The organism is Streptomyces sp. YKOK-I1 (assembly GCF_054660435.1).
This window is the reverse complement of record NZ_BAAGDR010000001.1, coordinates 7,220,624-7,238,712: the sequence shown is the minus strand read 5'-3', so window position 1 is coordinate 7,238,712 and position 18,089 is coordinate 7,220,624. Positions and strand designations below refer to the sequence as shown.

Annotated in this window: 16 protein-coding genes and 1 pseudogene; 8 read left to right on the top strand and 9 right to left on the bottom strand. The window is 70.4% G+C overall.

Annotated features, from left to right (window positions below):
* Window positions 1–7: 7 nt before the first annotated feature.
* Entirely contained in the window at window positions 8–1,189 is a 1,182-nt protein-coding gene (locus ACYQ8Q_RS32415; protein ID WP_460069968.1) for a polyamine ABC transporter substrate-binding protein, read from the bottom strand.
* Between the two features lie 111 nt (window positions 1,190–1,300).
* On the bottom strand, window positions 1,301–2,740 hold the full coding sequence (locus tag ACYQ8Q_RS32410) for a gamma-aminobutyraldehyde dehydrogenase (protein WP_460069967.1): 1,440 nt from the start codon (window positions 2,738–2,740) through the stop codon (window positions 1,301–1,303).
* 166 nt (window positions 2,741–2,906) lie between these two features.
* Here ACYQ8Q_RS32410 and ACYQ8Q_RS32405 point away from each other — a divergent pair, with 166 nt between their 5' ends.
* The 7 genes and pseudogenes from ACYQ8Q_RS32405 to ACYQ8Q_RS32375 all read left to right on the top strand — a co-directional run bounded on the left by ACYQ8Q_RS32405 (window position 2,907) and on the right by ACYQ8Q_RS32375 (window position 9,801).
* Window positions 2,907–3,431, top strand: a complete 525-nt coding sequence (locus tag ACYQ8Q_RS32405; protein ID WP_460069965.1) for an Lrp/AsnC family transcriptional regulator — start codon at window positions 2,907–2,909, stop codon at window positions 3,429–3,431.
* Complete coding sequence (locus ACYQ8Q_RS32400; RefSeq protein ID WP_460069963.1) at window positions 3,416–4,798, top strand: aspartate aminotransferase family protein; 1,383 nt, start codon at window positions 3,416–3,418, stop codon at window positions 4,796–4,798. Before ACYQ8Q_RS32405 ends, ACYQ8Q_RS32400 begins: the two co-directional genes overlap by 16 nt.
* Window positions 4,799–5,001: 203 nt before the next feature.
* Window positions 5,002–5,709 (top strand): annotated as a pseudogene (locus ACYQ8Q_RS32395) (ABC transporter ATP-binding protein); the annotation flags it as partial.
* A gap of 239 nt (window positions 5,710–5,948) precedes the next feature.
* The gene (locus tag ACYQ8Q_RS32390; protein ID WP_460069961.1) at window positions 5,949–7,217 is read left to right on the top strand and encodes a hypothetical protein; all 1,269 of its coding nucleotides are present in this window, start codon (window positions 5,949–5,951) and stop codon (window positions 7,215–7,217) included.
* A 127-nt stretch (window positions 7,218–7,344) separates the two neighbouring features.
* On the top strand, window positions 7,345–7,764 hold the full coding sequence (locus tag ACYQ8Q_RS32385) for a VOC family protein (RefSeq protein ID WP_460069960.1): 420 nt from the start codon (window positions 7,345–7,347) through the stop codon (window positions 7,762–7,764).
* Window positions 7,765–7,799: 35 nt separating this feature from the next.
* Entirely contained in the window at window positions 7,800–8,927 is a 1,128-nt protein-coding gene (locus tag ACYQ8Q_RS32380; protein WP_460069959.1) for an LOG family protein, read from the top strand.
* Between the two features lie 163 nt (window positions 8,928–9,090).
* On the top strand, window positions 9,091–9,801 hold the full coding sequence (locus ACYQ8Q_RS32375) for an LAETG motif-containing sortase-dependent surface protein (RefSeq protein ID WP_460069957.1): 711 nt from the start codon (window positions 9,091–9,093) through the stop codon (window positions 9,799–9,801).
* A 77-nt stretch (window positions 9,802–9,878) separates the two neighbouring features.
* On the opposite strand, the gene ACYQ8Q_RS32370 is transcribed toward ACYQ8Q_RS32375, so the two are convergent.
* From ACYQ8Q_RS32370 to rlmN, 4 genes are all read right to left on the bottom strand, one after another.
* Window positions 9,879–10,904, bottom strand: coding sequence for an ABC transporter ATP-binding protein (locus ACYQ8Q_RS32370; RefSeq protein ID WP_460069955.1), 1,026 nt, complete (start codon window positions 10,902–10,904; stop codon window positions 9,879–9,881).
* Entirely contained in the window at window positions 10,904–12,505 is a 1,602-nt protein-coding gene (locus ACYQ8Q_RS32365; RefSeq protein ID WP_460073581.1) for an ABC transporter permease, read from the bottom strand. The genes ACYQ8Q_RS32370 and ACYQ8Q_RS32365 overlap by 1 nt, the downstream gene beginning before the upstream one ends.
* Window positions 12,506–12,549: 44 nt before the next feature.
* On the bottom strand, window positions 12,550–13,629 hold the full coding sequence (locus ACYQ8Q_RS32360; RefSeq protein WP_460069953.1) for a thiamine ABC transporter substrate-binding protein: 1,080 nt from the start codon (window positions 13,627–13,629) through the stop codon (window positions 12,550–12,552).
* 227 nt (window positions 13,630–13,856) lie between these two features.
* Window positions 13,857–14,963: a dual-specificity RNA methyltransferase RlmN gene (rlmN, locus tag ACYQ8Q_RS32355; RefSeq protein WP_460069950.1), complete on the bottom strand. Its 1,107-nt coding sequence runs from the start codon at window positions 14,961–14,963 to the stop codon at window positions 13,857–13,859.
* A 342-nt stretch (window positions 14,964–15,305) separates the two neighbouring features.
* Here rlmN and ACYQ8Q_RS32350 point away from each other — a divergent pair, with 342 nt between their 5' ends.
* A complete protein-coding gene (locus ACYQ8Q_RS32350) occupies window positions 15,306–15,515 on the top strand; it encodes a hypothetical protein (RefSeq protein ID WP_460069947.1) in 210 nt (69 codons plus the stop codon).
* Between the two features lie 118 nt (window positions 15,516–15,633).
* On the opposite strand, the gene ACYQ8Q_RS32345 is transcribed toward ACYQ8Q_RS32350, so the two are convergent.
* From ACYQ8Q_RS32345 to frr, 3 genes are all read right to left on the bottom strand, one after another.
* The gene (locus ACYQ8Q_RS32345; RefSeq protein WP_460069945.1) at window positions 15,634–16,083 is read right to left on the bottom strand and encodes an SRPBCC family protein; all 450 of its coding nucleotides are present in this window, start codon (window positions 16,081–16,083) and stop codon (window positions 15,634–15,636) included.
* 173 nt (window positions 16,084–16,256) lie between these two features.
* Window positions 16,257–17,465, bottom strand: a complete 1,209-nt coding sequence (locus ACYQ8Q_RS32340; protein ID WP_460069943.1) for a phosphatidate cytidylyltransferase — start codon at window positions 17,463–17,465, stop codon at window positions 16,257–16,259.
* Window positions 17,465–18,022: a ribosome recycling factor gene (frr, locus tag ACYQ8Q_RS32335; protein WP_055633754.1), complete on the bottom strand. Its 558-nt coding sequence runs from the start codon at window positions 18,020–18,022 to the stop codon at window positions 17,465–17,467. Before frr ends, ACYQ8Q_RS32340 begins: the two co-directional genes overlap by 1 nt.
* Window positions 18,023–18,089 lie beyond the last annotated feature (67 nt).

The window sequence follows — 18,089 nt, the reverse complement described above, 5'->3', positions numbered from 1 at the left end:
GCCACGGTCACAGCCCCACGATCGCGTTCCAGCGCCGGGTGAACTCCAGCCGTTCCGTGGAGGTGATGTCGCGGGCGATGGCGAGGCGGGCGCGCATCTCCTTGTCGGGGAAGATCAGCGGGTTGCCGGCGAGGGCGGCGGTGTCCTCGTCGTCGGAGTCGGCGAGGACCGCCTGGGCGGCGGGGACGGGGCAGACGTAGTTGACCCAGGCCGCGAGCTCGGCGGCGACCTCGGGCTCGTAGTAGTAGTCGACGAGCCGCTCGGCATTGGCCTTGTGGCGGGCGAGGTCGGGGATCATCAGGGAGTCCGACCACAGCTCGCCGCCCTCCTCGGGGACGACGAAGCGGATGTCGGGGTTGTCCGCCTGGAGCTGGATGACATCGCCGGAGTACGCCTGGCAGGCCAGGACGTCACCGCTGACCAGGTCCTTGGTGTAGTCGTTGCCGGTGAAGCGGCGGATCTGCCCGTTCCCGACCTGCTTCTCCACCTGCTCGCACACGGTGCGGAAGTCGTCGGCCGTCCACCGGGTGATGTCGACGCCGTTGCCCTGCATCAGCAGCGCGAAGGCCTCGTCCAGCCCGGAGAGCAGGGTGACCCGGCCCCTGAGGTCGCTCGCCCACAGGTCGGAGACGGCCCGGATGTCACGGCCCACCCTGCGCCGGTCGTAGGCGATGCCGGTGATGCCCGACTGATAGGGCACGGTGTACGTGCGCCCCGGGTCGAAGGCGGGGGAACGCAGCAGCGGGTCCAGGTACTCGGCCACGTTCGGCTGACGGTCGCGGTCCATCTCCTGGACCCAGCCCAGCCGTACGAACCGGGCGCACATCCAGTCGCTGATGACGATCAGGTCCCGGCCGGTCTGCTGATGGTTCATCAGCGAGGGGCTGATCTTGCCGAAGAACTCGTCGTTGTCGTTGATCTCCTCGACGTAGTCGACGGATATCCCGGTGCGCCGCGTGAAGGCGTCCAGGGTCGGCCGGTCCGTCGGGTCGTCGTCGTCCGTGTCGATGTACAACGGCCAGTTCGCCCACGTCAGTTGCCGGTCACTGGCGGAGACATCGACGGCGGCCCGCTCACCGGGCGCCACGTACGCGGCCCGTACCCCACACCCCGCGAGAGCACCGAGGCCAGCCGTGGAGCCGGCAGCACGCAGAAGAGAGCGACGGGAGAGGGACGAGGGCGTGGTCAATCGGGCCTCCTGAAGCAGCACGCCGCACACCCCGCGCCCCAAAGGGGCGCGGGGAACTGCGCGACCAGCCACAACCGGCCCGCAGACGAAAACCGGCCAACCCGCGGAGCGCTACGCCTCCAGCGACGTCATCACGTGCTTGATGCGCGTGTAGTCGTCGAAGCCGTATCCCGAGAGGTCCTTGCCGTAGCCGGACTTCTTGAAGCCGCCGTGCGGCATCTCCGCGACCAGCGGGATGTGGGTGTTGATCCACACGCAGCCGAAGTCGAGCTTCTTGGACATGCGCATCGCCCGGCCGTGGTCCTTGGTCCACACCGAGGAGGCGAGGGCGTACTCGACGCCGTTGGCCCACGTCACCGCCTGCTCCTCGTCCGAGAAGGACTGGACGGTGATGACCGGGCCGAAGACCTCCTTCTGGATGATCTCGTCGTCCTGCTTCAGCCCCGAGACCACGGTCGGCGCGTAGAAGTAGCCCGTGTCGCCGACCTGGTGGCCGCCGGCCTCGACCTTGGCGTGCGCGGGCAGCCGCTCGATGAACCCGGAGACCTGCTGGAGCTGGTTGGGGTTGTTCAGGGGGCCGAACAGCACGTCCTCGTCGTCCGGCTGCCCGGTCTTCGTCTCGGCCGCGGCCTTGGCGAGCGCGGCGACGAACTCGTCGTGGATCGACTCCTGGACGAGGACGCGGGTGGCCGCCGTACAGTCCTGGCCGGCGTTGAAGAAGCCCGCCACGGAGATGTCCTCGACGGCCTTCGGGATGTCGGTGTCCTCGAAGACGACGACGGGCGCCTTGCCGCCCAGCTCCAGGTGGACGCGCTTGACGTCCTTGGCCGCGGACTCGGCGACCGACATGCCGGCGCGCACCGAGCCGGTGATGGAGGCCATCGCCGGGGTGGGGTGCTCGACCATCAGCCGGCCGGTGTCACGGTCGCCGGTGACGACGTTGAAGACGCCCTTGGGCAGGATCGAGCCGAGGATCTCGGCGATCAGGACGGTGGAGGCGGGCGTGGTGTCCGAGGGCTTCAGGACGACCGTGTTGCCGGCCGCGATCGCCGGGGCGAACTTCCACACGGCCATCATCATCGGGTAGTTCCACGGCGCGACCTGCGCGCAGACGCCGACCGGCTCACGGCGGACGATGGAGGTCATGCCGTCCATGTACTCGCCCGCGCTGCGGCCCTCCAGCATCCGGGCCGCGCCCGCGAAGAAGCGGATCTGGTCGACCATCGGCGGGATCTCCTCGGAGCGGGTCAGCCCGATGGGCTTGCCCGTGTTCTCCACCTCGGCCGCGATCAGTTCCTCGGCGCGCTCCTCGAAGGCGTCCGCGATCTTCAGCAGGGCCTTCTGCCGCTCGGACGGGGTGGTGTCCCGCCAGCCCGGGAAGGCAGCGGCCGCGGCGGCCATCGCGGCGTCCACGTCCGCGGCACCGGACAGCGGCGCGGTCGCGTACGCCTCGCCCGTCGCCGGGTTGACGACCTCGGTGGTCCGTCCGTCGGCGGCGTCCCGGAACTCACCGTCGATGTAGTTGCGCAGGCGACGCAGCTCGGTGCTCACTGACCGGCCCTCCAGGTTCGGGTGTCCATTGACTGAGACACCCACAGTAATCCGCGCGCCCACGTTTTCAACACCCCCGATCGTGCAATGACTGCGGAATCCGCAGATCTCGGTAGCGTAAACAACGAATTTCATCGCCATGGCCTTGCGGAACTGTCGAGACGTCGTGCACAGTGAGGCCGTGGCCAGTCGAAGCGCAGAGCACAGGGACGGCGGGAGCTCCCGCGAGTCCAGGAACGGCACCCCTCACCTGGATGCCGTCAGCCTCGGCATCATCGAGCAGCTCCAGGAGGACGGCCGCCGGCCGTACGCCGCGATCGGCAAGGCCGTCGGCCTGTCCGAGGCCGCCGTGCGTCAGCGCGTGCAGAAGCTGCTCGACCAGGGCGTGATGCAGATCGTCGCCGTCACGGACCCGCTCACCGTGGGCTTCCGCCGGCAGGCGATGGTCGGGCTGCACGTCGAGGGCGATGTGGAGTCCATAGCCGAGGCACTCACCGACATGGCCGAGGTCGAGTACGTGGTGATGACCGCGGGCTCGTTCGACATCCTCGCCGAGATCGTCTGCGAGGACGACGACCACCTGCTGGACGTCATCAACAAACGCATCCGTGCCCTGCCCGGCGTGCGCTCCACCGAGAGCTTCGTCTACCTGAAGCTGAAGAAGCAGACCTACATGTGGGGAACCCGATAACCGTGACCGAGAAGGACCTCAGCCGCACCGCGTACGACCACTTGTGGATGCACTTCACCCGCATGTCCTCGTACGAGAACTCGCCCGTCCCGACCATCGTCCGGGGCGAGGGCACCCACATCTACGACGACAAGGGCAAGCGCTACCTGGACGGGCTCGCCGGCCTGTTCGTGGTCCAGGCCGGCCACGGCCGCACGGAGCTGGCCGAGACCGCCTTCAAGCAGGCGCAGGAACTGGCGTTCTTCCCGGTCTGGTCCTACGCCCACCCGAAGGCCGTCGAGCTGGCGGAGCGCCTCGCCCACCACGCGCCGGGCGACCTGAACAAGGTCTTCTTCACCACGGGCGGCGGCGAGGCCGTCGAGACCGCGTGGAAGCTGGCCAAGCAGTACTTCAAGCTCACGGGCAAGCCGACCAAGCACAAGGTCATCTCCCGCGCGGTCGCCTACCACGGCACCCCGCAGGGGGCCCTGTCCATCACCGGCCTGCCGGCCCTGAAGGCGCCCTTCGAGCCGCTCGTGCCCGGCGCCCACAAGGTGCCCAACACCAACATCTACCGCGCCCCGATCTTCGGCGACGACCCCGAGGCCTTCGGCCGCTGGGCCGCCGACCAGATCGAGCAGCAGATCCTCTTCGAGGGCCCGGACACCGTCGCCGCGGTCTTCCTGGAGCCGGTCCAGAACGCGGGCGGCTGCTTCCCGCCCCCGCCCGGCTACTTCCAGCGGGTCCGCGAGATCTGCGACCAGTACGACGTGCTGCTCGTCTCCGACGAGGTCATCTGCGCCTTCGGCCGGCTCGGCACGATGTTCGCCTGCGACAAGTTCGGCTACGTACCGGACATGATCACCTGCGCCAAGGGCATGACCTCCGGGTACTCCCCCATCGGCGCGTGCATCATCTCCGACCGGCTCGCCGAGCCGTTCTACAAGGGCGACAACACCTTCCTGCACGGCTACACCTTCGGCGGCCACCCGGTGTCGGCGGCGGTCGGCCTCGCCAACCTCGACCTGTTCGAGCGCGAGGGGCTGAACCAGCACGTCCTCGACAACGAGTCCGCGTTCCGCGCCACCCTGGAGAAGCTGCACGACCTGCCGATCGTCGGCGACGTCCGCGGCAACGGCTTCTTCTACGGCATCGAGCTGGTCAAGGACAAGGCGACCAAGCAGTCCTTCGACGCCGACGAGACCGAGCGCGTCCTGTACGGCTTCCTCTCCAAGGCCCTCTTCGAGAACGGCCTGTACTGCCGGGCGGACGACCGCGGCGACCCGGTCGTCCAGCTCGCCCCGCCGCTGATCTCCAACCAGGAGACCTTCGACGAGATCGAGCAGATCCTGCGCGCCACGCTGACGGAGGCCTGGACGAAGCTGTGATCAACTGACCCTGTGATCAACACCGGCCCCGGTGTCCGCCGTGCGAGTGAGAAACGGCGCACCGGGGCCGTGTGCTGTCCCCAAGCCCGCCGCGACCTCCTTAGCGTGCTCGTGACCGATCGGCCCTGCCTTCGTTCCCCCTTCGTTCCCCCGGACGGGGGATACCCCAGGGAACTCACGGATCTGAACCGAGGTGTACGCCCATGGAGGCCCCGCCGGACAACGACGTGCTCTGGGCACGCTCGCTGCACTTCACGCACCGCGACGGATCACCGGCGCTCGGCGGAGTCTCGCTGGGGGTCCGGGAGGGCGAGATCCTCGCCGTCAGCGGGCCGCGCGGGAGCGGCAAGACGACCCTGCTGCACTGTCTGTCCGGCCTGGTGCCCGCCCAGCGCGGCGAGGTCTGGTTCAACAGCGTCCCCGTGCACACCATGGGCCCGATGGCCCGCGAGCGGCTGCGCCGCGACCGCTTCGGCTGGATCGACCCGGCCCCGGTGCTCGTCCCCGAGCTGAACGTGTGGGAGAACGCGGCCCTCCCCCTGATGCTGCGCGGCACCAGCCGCCGCCGGGCCAAGGCCGTCGCGCTGGAGTGGCTGGAGCGCCTCGACGTCGGCTCCAAGGCGCGCAGCCGGCCGCACGAACTGACCCAGGCGGAACGCCAGCGCGTCTGCATCACCCGCGCGCTCGCCCCCGCCCCCTCCATCCTCTTCGCGGACGAGCCGACGGCCCCGCTGCACCGCTCCGACCGCGCGCACGTCCTGCGCACCCTCACCACCGCGGCCCGCTCCCACGGCATCACGGTCGTCCTCGCCACCCACGACCCGGAGACCGCCTCCCTGGCCGACCGCCGCGTCACCCTCCTGGACGGCCGCCAGGTCACCACCCTCCACCTCCCCCCGTCCCCGGACACCCCCACCCCCGAAGCCCCCGAACCCCGGGTGACGACGGGCCGGCGCGAGGCAGCGGATCCCGGTGGGCCGGAACCCGGTACGCAGTCGGACGACCCCAGGTCGGCACGGCAGGGGCCGGATGATCCAGAACCTCAGGCCGCTGCACAGGGGGCCCAGGACGGCCCGGGTGGTCCGGGGCGGGCGGCGGGTGGGCATGGGGTGTCGGGTGGTCGGGGTGAGGCGGAAGGGCGGGGGGCCGCGTGCTCGCTCTCCGTCTGACCCGCAGCGCGCATCCCGCCGTACAGGCCCGCCGCCTCCTGGTCGCGGCGGCCTCGGCGGCCACCGGTTTCCTCCTCCTCTCCACCCTCGGCCACGCCCTGACCCACCCCGAGGCCTCCCCCGGCTCCCTGCTCCGCCTCGCCTGGTGCACGGTCCCCCTGGCCGCCACCGTCCACCTCGCCCTCGCGGTCGCCCGCACCGACCCCGGCACCCGCCCCCGCCCCGGTCTCGCGGCCATCGGCCTGGGCCCGGCCCGGCTGATGGCCGTCTCGGCGACCACGACGGCCCTGGCGACCCTGCTCGGCTCGATGCTGGCCCTCCTCCTCTTCCTGCACCTCCGCGGCGACCTCACCGGTATGCCCTTCGACGGAGCGGCGACCGACTTCCTGGCCGCGGACCACCCCCTGCCCCTGCCGGCGGCCCTCACCCTGCTCTCCCTGGTCCCGGTCACGGCCTCCGTCTCGGTGGCCCTGATGCTCTGCCCCAGGGACACGCTCGTGGCGGTCCGATCGGCCTCCGGAGCCTTCGCCGCTCGCCCGCCCCGCAAGCCCGCGGGCCATCGAGCCACCGGCGAAGCACAGGCGGGCGACGCACCCCACCCCCCGACCCCGGCGGACGGCACCGCGGACGCCCCCGACACCTTCCCCGACCCCACCGCCCTCCCCTGGGGCGCCGCGCTCCTGGCCACCGGCCTCGCCGTGGAGGGCTACGCCAGCCGTACCTCCACCGCCTCCGCCCTCCCCCTCCCCACCGGCCTGCCCACCGCCCCCACCGCGGTCCTCCTCGGCTGGACCCTCACGGCGATCGGTCTGGCCCTCGCCGGCCCCGGCCTCACCCATCTCTGCGGCCGTCTCCTGCAGACCGCCCGCCCCGGCGCCCTCCGCCTCCTCGCGGGCCGCGGCCTGATGCAGGAGGCCGCCCGTATCGGCCGCCCCCTGGGCGTGGTCTGCGCGGTGGCCTCGGGCGCGTACGCGGCGGCCGCCCTGTACGACCCCGCCGACCCCTCCTCCGGCCCCCTCACCACCCTCGGCGCCGCGGTCGTGGCGTGCTGCACGGTCGCCACGCTCCTCACGGCGGCCGTGGAGGCGAGGCAGGCCCGCGCCGACACCACCGCCGCCCTGCTCCGCCTCGGCGCCCCCGGCAAGACCCTGCGCGCCGCCGCCGCCCTGCGCGCCGCCGCGCTCCTGAGCCTCTTCGTCCCCCTGACCCTGATGGTGGCGGAACTGGCCTCCCTCCCCCTGGCCCAGTGAGAAAACCGGCCCAGTGAGAAAACCGGCCCAGTGAGAAAAAAGGAGCGCGCCCGGCGATGAGTTCCGCGCGACCCCGCGGTCTACCCCACCGCATACCGCACCCACCCACCCTCGACGGGAGAGACCGATGACCGCCCCCGCCTACCAGCAGATGATTTTCGTCAACCTGCCCGTGACCGACCTCGACGCCTCGAAGACGTTCTTCACCGGGCTGGGCTACTCGATCAACCCCCGGTTCAGCGACGACAACGCGGCCTCGGTGGTCATCAGCGACACAATCGTCGCGATGCTGCTCACCAAGCCGTTCTACGCGACCTTCACCAAGAAGGAGATCGCGGACGCCACGACGACCAGCGAGGTCCTCGTCGCGCTGAGCTCCGAGAGCCGCGAGAAGGTCGACGAGCTGGTCGACCGCGCGCTCGCCCTCGGCGCCACCCCCAGCGGCGAGACGCAGGACATGGGCTTCATGTACGGCCGTTCCTTCGACGACCTCGACGGGCACACCTGGGAGATCGTCTGGATGGACCCGGCGGCCGTCGAGGGCTGATCCCCCGTCCGTACGGCGGTGCCTAGCATGGGCGGGTGCATCCGACGACACCCGCCCAGCCGTTCGACGGTTCCCACGATCGTGAGATCGAGTCCCTCGCCGAATTCGACGAGGTGGTCCGCGACTTCGGCACCCTCCACCACTTCCGCGTCCAGGCCGTCGACCTGACGGACCGTACGGACGTCCTGCTCGCGCTCGACACCTCGGCCGCCCTGTTCCTGGGCTGCCCGATGGCGCCGGACGCGGCGGCCAAGGCCCGCGCCTCGGGCGCCCTGGTCTTCCCGCCCGTACCGGACCTGTCCTTCGACCCGTACCGCGGCTTCGTCTACACCCCCGACGAGCTGTTCGACTCCCTCGACGAGGGCTACGAGGCGACACCCGACGCCCGTACCTACGCCTGGTTCCAGCGGACGAAGTCCGACGGCGACATCTTCGGCTCGATGCTCCGCTCGCTCCACGACGACGCCGTGTCCGACGCGCTCGACGAACTCCTCGTCGGCGCGCGGGTGGTGGGGGTGATGGGGGGCCACGCCATGGCGCGCGGCACGGACGCCTACGCCGGTGCGGCCCGCCTCGGCCGGGAACTCGCCCGCGAGGGGCTCATGGTGGCCACCGGCGGCGGCCCCGGCGCGATGGAGGCGGCCAACCTCGGCGCGTACGCGGCCCCGTTCGACGCCGCGATGCTCGCCGACGCCCTGCGGCTGCTCGCCAAGGCGCCCACGTTCACGCCCTCGGTCACCGACTGGGCCCGGGCCGCCTTCGAGGTCCGCGCCACCTGGCCGGGCGGCGGCCCCTCGGTGGGCATACCGACCTGGTTCTACGGCCACGAGCCGCCGAACCCGTTCGCCGCGCACCTCGCCAAGTACTTCTCCAACGCCACCCGCGAGGACGGCCTGCTGGCCCGCTGCAACGCCGGTGTGGTCTTCCTGCCGGGCGCCGCCGGGACCGTACAGGAGATCTTCGACAACGCGACGCCCAACTACTACGCGTCGCGCGGCGAGCCGACGCCGATGGTGCTGGTGGACCGGGAGCACTGGACCGAACGGCTGCCGGCCTGGCCGTTGTTGTGCTCACTCGCCCGGGAGCGGTCGATGGAGTCCCGTATCGCCCTCGTTGACCGGATCGAGGAGGCTCCGGCGGCATTGAAACGTCTCGCCGGTTAATAAGCGGGCAAAGCCGATCCCTGGGAGCGGTCCCCGCATTGACACTTCTTATGGAACGCTTATAGACCTGTGAGTCTGCTGGGGATGGTGACGCACTCGGCATCACCGGGGGCGCCATCTCCCCCTCCACCCCCCGCAGTTGCGCTTCCCCCTAAGGACAAACGTGTCCCTTTCCCGCCGTACCGCCGCTCGTTCGGTGCGTTTCCTCGGTGTCACCGCCGCCTCCGCCGCCCTCGCGCTCAGCGCCGCGGGCAGCGCGCTGGCCTGCGAGATAGGTGACTTCTCCGCGGCTGCCGGATGCGACGGCACCAAGGGCGTCATCACGGTCACCGACAAGGACGCCTCGGGCGTGCCCGCCGTCGTCACCGTCTTCCTGGAGAACAACGGCGCCGACCTCCGCCAGGTCGGCGAGCAGACGGTCGAGGGCTCCAAGAAGGGCGCCGTCATCACCTTCGCCGAGGACTGGGCGCCCAACGCGGTGTACCGGATCCACGTCAAGGCCGTCAAGAAGGAGAAGGTCCTCGTCGACGAGGACATCGCGGGCAACCTGACCACCCCGGCCGAGGCCTGCGCGCCGGACGACGACACCGCCTCGCCGTCGCCGAGCGCCTCCGAGTCGGAGTCCGGGACGCCGTCAAGCACCCCGTCCACCCCGGCCGACACGGCCACCCCGAGCCCCTCGGAATCGTCGTCGGACGACAGCACGGTGCCCTCCTCGGACAACGCCCCCTCGCCCGCGGCCCAGGAGTCCAACCTCGCCGAGACCGGTGCCTCCAACACCGGCCTGATCGCGGGCATCGCCGGTCTGCTCGTCGTCATCGGCGGCGGCGCGGTGTTCTTCGGCATGCGCCGCCGGGGCTCCGGCAACCGCTGACGCACCCCCGCACCACCCCTGTGGCCCGCTCTCCCACCCGGAGGGCGGGCCACGCGCTCTCTCGGCCCCCGGGCCCCTCAGGCTCGGGCCAGCACCGCCGTCTCCGTGGCGTCGAAGGTCACTCCGACCGTGTCTCCGGTCGCCGGCGCCTCCCGCAGCGCGCACGCCGCCTCCAGGCGCGGCGCGCCCTCCGGCTGGAGGTGTACGGCGACATGGGTGCCCTTGAAGGTACGGGCGGCGACCGTGCAGCGCAGGCCCTCGTCGGCGGGGACGAGACGGACTCCGGCGGGACGGACGAGGAGCGTGCACGGGCCCTGCGGAGAGCCCTCCGGGACCGGCACCTTGCCCCAGGGCGTGACCGCGGCCTCGCCGCTGACGTTCGCCTCCACGACGTTCTCGAAGCCGAGGAACCGCGCGACGAACGCGTCCGCCGGCCGCTGCCACACGTCAACAGGCGTACCGGACTGGGCGATCCGCCCGTCCCGCATCACCACCACCCGGTCGGCGAGCGCGAACGCCTCGCCCTGGTCGTGGGTGACCGCGAGGACGGTGGTGCCCAAGCGGCCGAAGAGTTCCCGGAGTTCCACCACCAGCCGCTCCCGCAGCGAGCGGTCCAGCTGGCCGAGCGGCTCGTCCAGCATCAGCAGCCGGGGGCGGGGCGCGAGGGCCCGGGCGAGCGCGACGCGCTGCTGCTCACCGCCGGAGAGCGCGGCGACCGCCCGGCGGTCGGCGCCCGGGAGACCGACGAGGTCGAGCAACTCCCTCACCCGCTCCTGCTGTTCCTTCCGTGACGCGCCGTGCATACGCAGCCCGAACGCCACGTTGCCGCCGACGTCCCGCTGCGGGAACAGCTGATGGTCCTGGAACATCAGACCCAGCTCCCGCCTGTGCGCGGGCACCCCCGTCTGGTCGCGCCCGTCGAGCAACACCCGGCCGGAGTCGAGGGGCTGCAGACCGGCGACCGCCCGCAGCAGCGTCGACTTGCCGCTCCCGCTCGGCCCCAGCACACACACCACCTCGTGCTCGCCGACCTCCAGATCCACGCCGTCGAGCACCGCCCGCCCGCCGAACCGCACGGTGGCCGCCTCGAGTCCCAGCAGCATCAGAACTCCCCCGTCCGGTCGATCCGCAGCCGCTCCAGCACCAGCAGGGCCACCGCGCACACCAGCATCAGAATCGTCGACAGGGCCATCGCCTGCCCGTAGTTGAGCTCACCGGCCCGGCCCAGCAGCCGTGCCACCGCCACCGGCAGCGTCGGACGGTCCGGCCGCGCGATGAACACGGTGGCGCCGAACTCCCCCAGCGACACCGCGAAGGCGAACCCGGCCGCGACCAGCAGCGCCCGCCGCACCATCGGCAGGTCCACCTCCCGCCACACCCGCCACGGCGACGCCCCCAGCACCGCCGCCGCCTCCCGCAGCCGGTGGTCCACCGCCCGCAGCACGGGCAGCATGGTCCGTACGACGAAGGGGACCCCGACCAGCGCCTGGGCGAGCGGGACGAGGATCCAGCTGGCGCGCAGATCCAGCGGGGGCTCGTCCAGGGTGATCAGGAACCCGAAGCCGACGGTCACCGCCGACACGCCCAGCGGCAGCATCAGCAGCGCGTCGAAGCCCCGTACCAGCCCCCCCGCGTCGCGTCGGGCGAGCGCCGCGGCGGCCAGCCCGCCGATCAGCACCGCGATCGCGGTCGCGGCGGCGGCGTACTCCAGCGAGTTGCCGATCGCCTCGATCGGCGGCACCAGGAAGACATTGCCCTCCTCGCTGGTCAGCGCCCGGTAGTAGGCGAAGTCCGGTGCGTCCAGGGACCGTTGCACCAGCACGCCGAGCGGCAGCACGAGCAGCAGCGCGATGCTCGTGAGCACCCCGCCCAGCAGCGCCCACTGCCCGGTCCCGCGCGGCCGCCGCGCGGTGAGGTTCGCGTCCACCAGCCGCAGCGCGGTCTCCCGCCGCCGCACGGTCCACGCGTGTACGGCGAGAATCGCGCCCACGGCCCCGAACTGCACGATCGTCAGGACGGCCGCGGTGGAGAGATCGAAGATCTCCGAGGTCTGGCGGTAGATCTCCACCTCCAGGGTGGAGAAGGTGGGCCCGCCGAGGATCTGGACCACCCCGAAGGAGGTGAAGGTGAACAGGAAGACCATCAGCGCGGCGGCGGCCACGGCCGGCCCGAGGGCGGGCAGGGTCACCGTGCGCCAGGCCCGCAGCCGGGACGCGCCCAGCATCCGTGCGGCCTCCTCCTGCCGGGGGTCGAGCTGCGCCCACAGCCCGCCGACGGTCCGTACGACGACGGCGTAGTTGAAGAAGACGTGCGCCAGCAGGATCGCCCACACGGTGGTGTCCAGCCGTACGCCCCACAGCTCGTCCAGCAGACCGCCGCGCCCGACGAGCGCGAGGAACGCGCTGCCGACGACCACCGTCGGCAGCACGAACGGCACCGTCACCACGGCCCTCAGCACCTGCTTGCCCGGGAAGTCCAGGCGGGCGAAGACATACGCGCCCGGCAGCGCCACCACCAAAGTGAGCGCGGTGGAGGCGACCGCCTGCCAGGTGGTGAACCACAGGACGTGCCGGATGTCGGACTGGCCCAGGACGTCGGCCACCCGCCCGAACCGCCACCTCCCGTCGGCCTTCAGCCCGCGGGCGACGATCGCGGCGACGGGATAGGCGAAGAACAGCCCGAAGAACGCGACGGGCAGGGCCATCAGCCCGAGCCGCGCCGCGCTCCCGGAAGGCCGGTGGGCCCTGGTCACCTCAGGACGAGCGAGGTCCACGACTTGATCCACTGGTCGCGGTTCTGGGCGATCTTCGCCGGGTCCATGGTCTCGGGGTCCTTGGCGGCGGGCCCGTACTTCGTGAACTCGGCGGGCACGCTCGCGCCCTCCACCACCGGATAGACGAACATGTTGAGCGGCATGTCCTCCTGGAACTCCTTGGAGATCAGGAAGTCGATGAGCGCCTTCCCGCCCGCGCTGTTCTTCGCGTTGCTCAGCAGCCCCGCGAACTCGATCTGCCGGAAGCAGGTCCCGGTCGCGACGCCGGTCGGGGCGGTGCTGGGCCTGGGGTCGCCGTAGATCACCTCGGCGGGCGGGGAGGAGGCGTACGACACGACGAGCGGCCGGTCGGCCTTCGCCTTCTTGCCGCCGGCGGATCCGCTGAACTCCTCGTTGTAGGCCTGCTCCCAGCCGTCGACCACCTTCACCCCGTTGGCCTTGAGCTTCTTCCAGTAGCCCTCCCAGCCGTCGTCGCCGTACTTCGCCGCCGAGCCGAGGAGGAAGCCGAGGCCCGGGGAGGAGGTGGAGGCGTTCTCGGTGACGAGGAGGTTCTTGTAGGCAGGCTTGATCAGATCGTCGTACGACGTCGGCGGGGCCAGCTTGTGGTCGGCGAAGTACTCCTTGTCGTAGTTGACGCAGATGTCGCCGTAGTCGATCGGCGTGACCCGGTGCCTGCCCGCGTCCAGCTGATACGCGCTGCCGACCTGGTCGAGCCCCTTGGCCTGGTACGACTGGAACAGACCGTTGTCGAGCGCACGCGACAGCAGGGTGTTGTCGACACCGAAGAAGACGTCCCCCTGCGGGTTGTCCTTGGTCAGGACGGCCTTGTTGACGGCCTGGCCCGCGTCGCCGTCCGTGAGGACCTTGACCTGGTAGCCGGACTGCTTCTCGAAGTCGGCGAGCACGTTCTTGGAGACGGCCCATGAGTCATGGCTGACGAGGGTGACGGTCTTGGTGTCCGAGGCGCTCTTGGCGCCGGACGAGTCCGCACCGCATGCGGACAGCGTGACGAGGCCGAGGCCGACCGTCGCCGCCACGAGGGTCTTGATGTGCACTGGATGTCCTCCTGGGGTTGGCCAGGAAGAACGCGGCCCCGCCCGGGGACGCCGGGCAGGGCACAACAGCTTGAGCGATGACCGAACTTCCTACCCAGAATGACCTGGGCGAGGTTCAGAGGGTCTGCGGCCCGATTGCCGCACTCTCAGCGCTGTGGCGCTCCCCTGTCGGAATATGAAGATGTGGATGACGCTATGCGGGTGTGACGATAGGACGTGGCCAGATTTTACCGCTCGGTGGCCGCCAGCTGACCACAGGCTCCGTCGATCTCCTGGCCACGGGTGTCCCGGACGGTGACGGGCACCCCGTGCGCCGCGATGGCCTCGACGAACGCCTTCTCGTCCTCGGGCCGCGAGGCCGTCCACTTCGAACCCGGGGTCGGGTTCAGCGGGATGAGGTTGACGTGCACGGGCTTGCCGCGGAGCAGCCGCCCGAGCCGGTCCCCGCGCCAGGCCTGGTCGTTGATGTCACGGATGAGGGCGTACTCGATGGACAGCCGCCGCCCCGACTTCTCCACGTAGTCGAATCCGGCATCGAGCACCTCCCGCACCTTCCACCGCGTGTTCACGGGGACGAGGGTGTCGCGCAGCTCGTCGTCCGGCGCGTGCAGCGAGATCGCGAGCCGGCACTTGAAGCCCTCGTCGGCGAACCGGTGGATGGCGGGCACGAGCCCGACCGTCGAGACGGTGATCCCGCGCTGCGACAGCCCGAGCCCGTCCGGAGCGGGATCGGTGAGCGCCCGGATCGCGGTGACGACCCGCTTGTAGTTGGCGAGCGGCTCGCCCATCCCCATGAAGACGATGTTGGACAGCCGCGCCGGCCCGCCCGGGACCTCCCCGTCCCTGAGCGCCCGCATCCCGTCCACGATCTGGTGCACGATCTCGGCGCTGGACAGATTCCGGTCGAGCCCGGCCTGCCCGGTGGCACAGAAGGGGCAGTTCATGCCACACCCCGCCTGCGAGCTGATGCACATCGTCACCCGGTCCGGGTACCGCATCAGCACCGACTCGACGAGCGTCCCGTCGAACAGCCGCCACAGCGTCTTGCGGGTGGTGCCCTCGTCGGTCGACAGATGCCGTACGACGGTCATCAGCTCGGGCAGCAGCGCCTCCCGCAGCTTCTCCCGCGCACCGGCGGGGATGTCGGTCCACTCCGCCGGGTCGTGCGCGTACCGCGCGAAGTAGTGCTGCGACAGCTGCTTGGCACGGAACGGCCTCTCACCGATCTCCGCGACGGCGTCCTTCCGCTCCGCAGGCGAAAGATCGGCAAGATGCCGCGGCGGCTTCTTGGCTCCGCGCGGCGCGACAAAAGTAAGTTCTCCGGGCTTAGGCATGGCCGTACCAGTGTCGCAGATCCACTCGGGTGGCCGGCTCCCAGGGGCCTGGGCGGCTCCGAGTCTCGCTGGAGGAGAGCCGTCACGGAAATCTGAAAATTGATGTAAATCGATCAAATATGAGCTACACCGGTTGCATCATGATGAAATTTGGCAGTCTATTTTCATTTTGCATGAAACAACTCTGGTGTGAGAATCATCGACCAACAGTGCACACAGCGCGTTATCGGCCCTGCACCACAGATCGGAACGTGTATGTCGCAGAATCCACCCAATGAGCTGGATGGCAAGTACAGGCGTTTTTGGTACGCGAGTCTGGCCTTCTTGCTGTTGGCTCTTCTCGTGCTCGCACACGAGGCGCTCTCGCTGCTCACGCAGGAGGTACGCCTCACCGGGGCGAGCGTGGTGATCGTGCTCAGCCTGGCCGTCCTGTTCCCTGTCCGCCGCAAGGGACGCGAGCATCTGAGCGCGGCCTACCATCTGGGAGTGCTGCACGGAATCCGCAGGGAGCAGCAGCTGCGGAATGCGGCCGAGGAGGACACTCAGAAATAGGTAAGGCCACCCGCCCGCAGCGGGAGCCCCCTTCGCGACATTCCCGTGTCGGCACCACGTGGTGCCGACACGGGAATGTCATTGCCGCGTGAGCGACAGGGCATGCCCAGGACAGCGTCTACGCCGTCCCGTGCTCCAGCTTTTCCTTCAGAAGCCGTTCGTTCAGTGGCAGTTCCTTGCGGACCTGGGGGCGGACGACCAGCGGGAGGAGGACCTTGCCCATGCCCTTGCCCTCGAAGTCGAGTTCCATGGTCACGCGGGAGCGGCGGCCGTCGTCGAGGGGGGTGATCTCGCCGTGGACATGGCCGCGGACGGGACCGTCGACGCCCTGCAGACCCCAGACGTGCGGGGGGTCGTACTCGGTGTACTCCATGGTCATCGGGATCTCCCGACGGCCGACGTGCCGGGTGATGCGCAGCCGGGAGCCGACCTGGATCGGGCCGGGGTCGAGCTGCTCGGCCGAGACCGCGCTCGCCTGCCATTCGGGCAGATGGGACGGGTCGATGAGGTACGCCCACACGTCGTCGGGGCTGCGGTCCACGTCGATCGATTCACGGAAGCCGGACATGACGCCTGCCCCCTTTCCGGATGATTGACCACAAAAGGCAATGAAAGGGGCCTGATGAAAGGGGCCTACAGGGAGAATCGTCCCACTCTGTGGGAGGTCGGGTAAAGGCCGCGGGCCCCCGTCCTGGGGATCAGGACGGGGGCCCGCGGGCAAGGTGGACGTGCCGGCGCCGGTCAGCCCGAGCCGACGAACAGCACGAGCAGCAGCCAGACGACCGGAGCCGTCGGCAGCAGCGAGTCCAGACGGTCCATGATGCCGCCGTGCCCCGGGAGCAGCGTGCCCATGTCCTTGATGCCCAGGTCCCGCTTGATCATGGACTCGCCGAGGTCGCCGAGCGTGGCGCTGGCGGCGACCGCGAGACCCAGCAGCAGCCCCTGCCACCACTGGCCGTCGTCGATCAGGAACTGCATGCACAGCGCGCCCACGACCATCGCGAACGACACCGCGCCCAGCAGGCCCTCACGGGTCTTGCCGGGGCTGATGCGCGGGGCGAGCTTGTGCTTGCCGAAGCGCCAGCCGACGGCGTACGCACCGGTGTCGCTGACGACCGTGAGGAGGAAGAACGCCAGGACGCGCTGCGCGCCGTCGTCCGCGGTGAGCATCAGGGCGACGAACGTGGCCAGGAAGGGGACGTAGAAGGCGGCGAAGACACCCGCCGTGACGTCCCTGAGGTAGCCCTCGGGCGGTTCCGTCATCCGCCAGACCAGGACCGCCAGCGCGGTCAGCGCCATGGCGACCCAGGCGCCCTCGGGTCCCCGGACGTATCCGGCGACGACCATCGCGGCGCCCCCGATCGCGAGCGGCACGAGCGGCGCCTTGATCTGCTTGCGCTCCTGCAGCCTGCTGGTCAGCTCCCACAGCCCGACGACGACGGCGACCGCTATCACGCCGACGAACACGGCCTTGACGATGAACAGCGACGCGACGATCACCACACCGAGCCCGACCGCGACTCCTATGGCCGCGCCCAGGTCTCGGCCCGCACTCTTCTTCTGCGGTGCGGGCGCGGGCTGTGGGGCTGCGGGCATGGGCTCCGGATTCTGCGGCACCGCCGCATGGGGCGGTGCCGACGGGGTCTCGTGGCGGAACGTCTCCGCACCGAAGGGCGCCTGGTCGGGCGCCATGGGGCGGTACGCCTCGTCGCGGAACGAGGGGCCGCCCAGCCGGGCGGCCCCCGGGTCGTCATCCTGGTTTCCGCCGTGCGCGGGTACGTCGGGGACGATGGGCATGGGGCGAGTCTGCTGCGCCTCAGGCGCATCGTACGTGGGACCCGCCGGGGCGGCCCCCTGGACAGGCCCCTGGTAGGCCCCCTGGTCGGTGGGCCCCCAGTACCCGGCCTGTGTCCCGGCTGGTGGCGGAGAGCCCCAGGAAGAGTCGTTCATCAGACCTCGAGCAGCTCCGCTTCCTTGTGCTTGAGGAGCTCGTCCACCTGAGCGACGTACTTCGCGGTGGTGTCGTCGAGCTCCTTCTCCGCACGGCGGCCCTCGTCCTCGCCGACCTCGCCGTCCTTGACGAGCTTGTCGATCGCGTCCTTGGCCTTGCGGCGCACGGAACGGATGGACACCCGGGAGTCCTCGGCCTTGCCCTTGGCGACCTTGATGTAGTCCCGGCGGCGCTCCTCGGTGAGCTCGGGGAACACCACCCGGATGATGTTGCCGTCGTTGCTGGGGTTGACCCCCAGGTCGGAGTCGCGGATGGCCTGCTCGATGTTGCGCAGCGCCGTCTTGTCGAACGGGGTCACGACCGCCATGCGCGGCTCCGGCACGGAGAACGAGGCCAGCTGGTTGATCGGCGTCAGCGCGCCGTAGTAGTCGGCCACGATCTTGTTGAACATCGCCGGGTGCGCACGGCCGGTGCGGATCGCGGCGAAGTCCTCCTTGGCGACCACGACGGCCTTCTCCATCTTCTCCTCGGCCTCGAGGAGGGTCTCTTCGATCACCACTTGCTCCTGCGTGTCTTGAGTAAGGCCCGGCTGCGGTTCACTGTCGGTGGCGGCGGCCGGCTGC

Bases quoted from the DNA above. Each gene is read 5' to 3' on its own strand.
- ACYQ8Q_RS32345 (WP_460069945.1), bottom strand. From the start codon at position 16,083: ATGTCCGGCTTCCGTGAATCGATCGACGTGGACCGCAGCCCCGACGAC.
- ACYQ8Q_RS32385 (WP_460069960.1), top strand. From the start codon at position 7,345: ATGACCGCCCCCGCCTACCAGCAGATGATTTTCGTCAACCTGCCCGTG.
- ACYQ8Q_RS32340 (WP_460069943.1), bottom strand. From the start codon at position 17,465: ATGAACGACTCTTCCTGGGGCTCTCCGCCACCAGCCGGGACACAGGCC.
- rlmN (WP_460069950.1), bottom strand. From the start codon at position 14,963: ATGCCTAAGCCCGGAGAACTTACTTTTGTCGCGCCGCGCGGAGCCAAG.
- ACYQ8Q_RS32370 (WP_460069955.1), bottom strand. From the start codon at position 10,904: ATGCTGCTGGGACTCGAGGCGGCCACCGTGCGGTTCGGCGGGCGGGCG.
- ACYQ8Q_RS32365 (WP_460073581.1), bottom strand. From the start codon at position 12,505: ATGGCCCTGCCCGTCGCGTTCTTCGGGCTGTTCTTCGCCTATCCCGTC.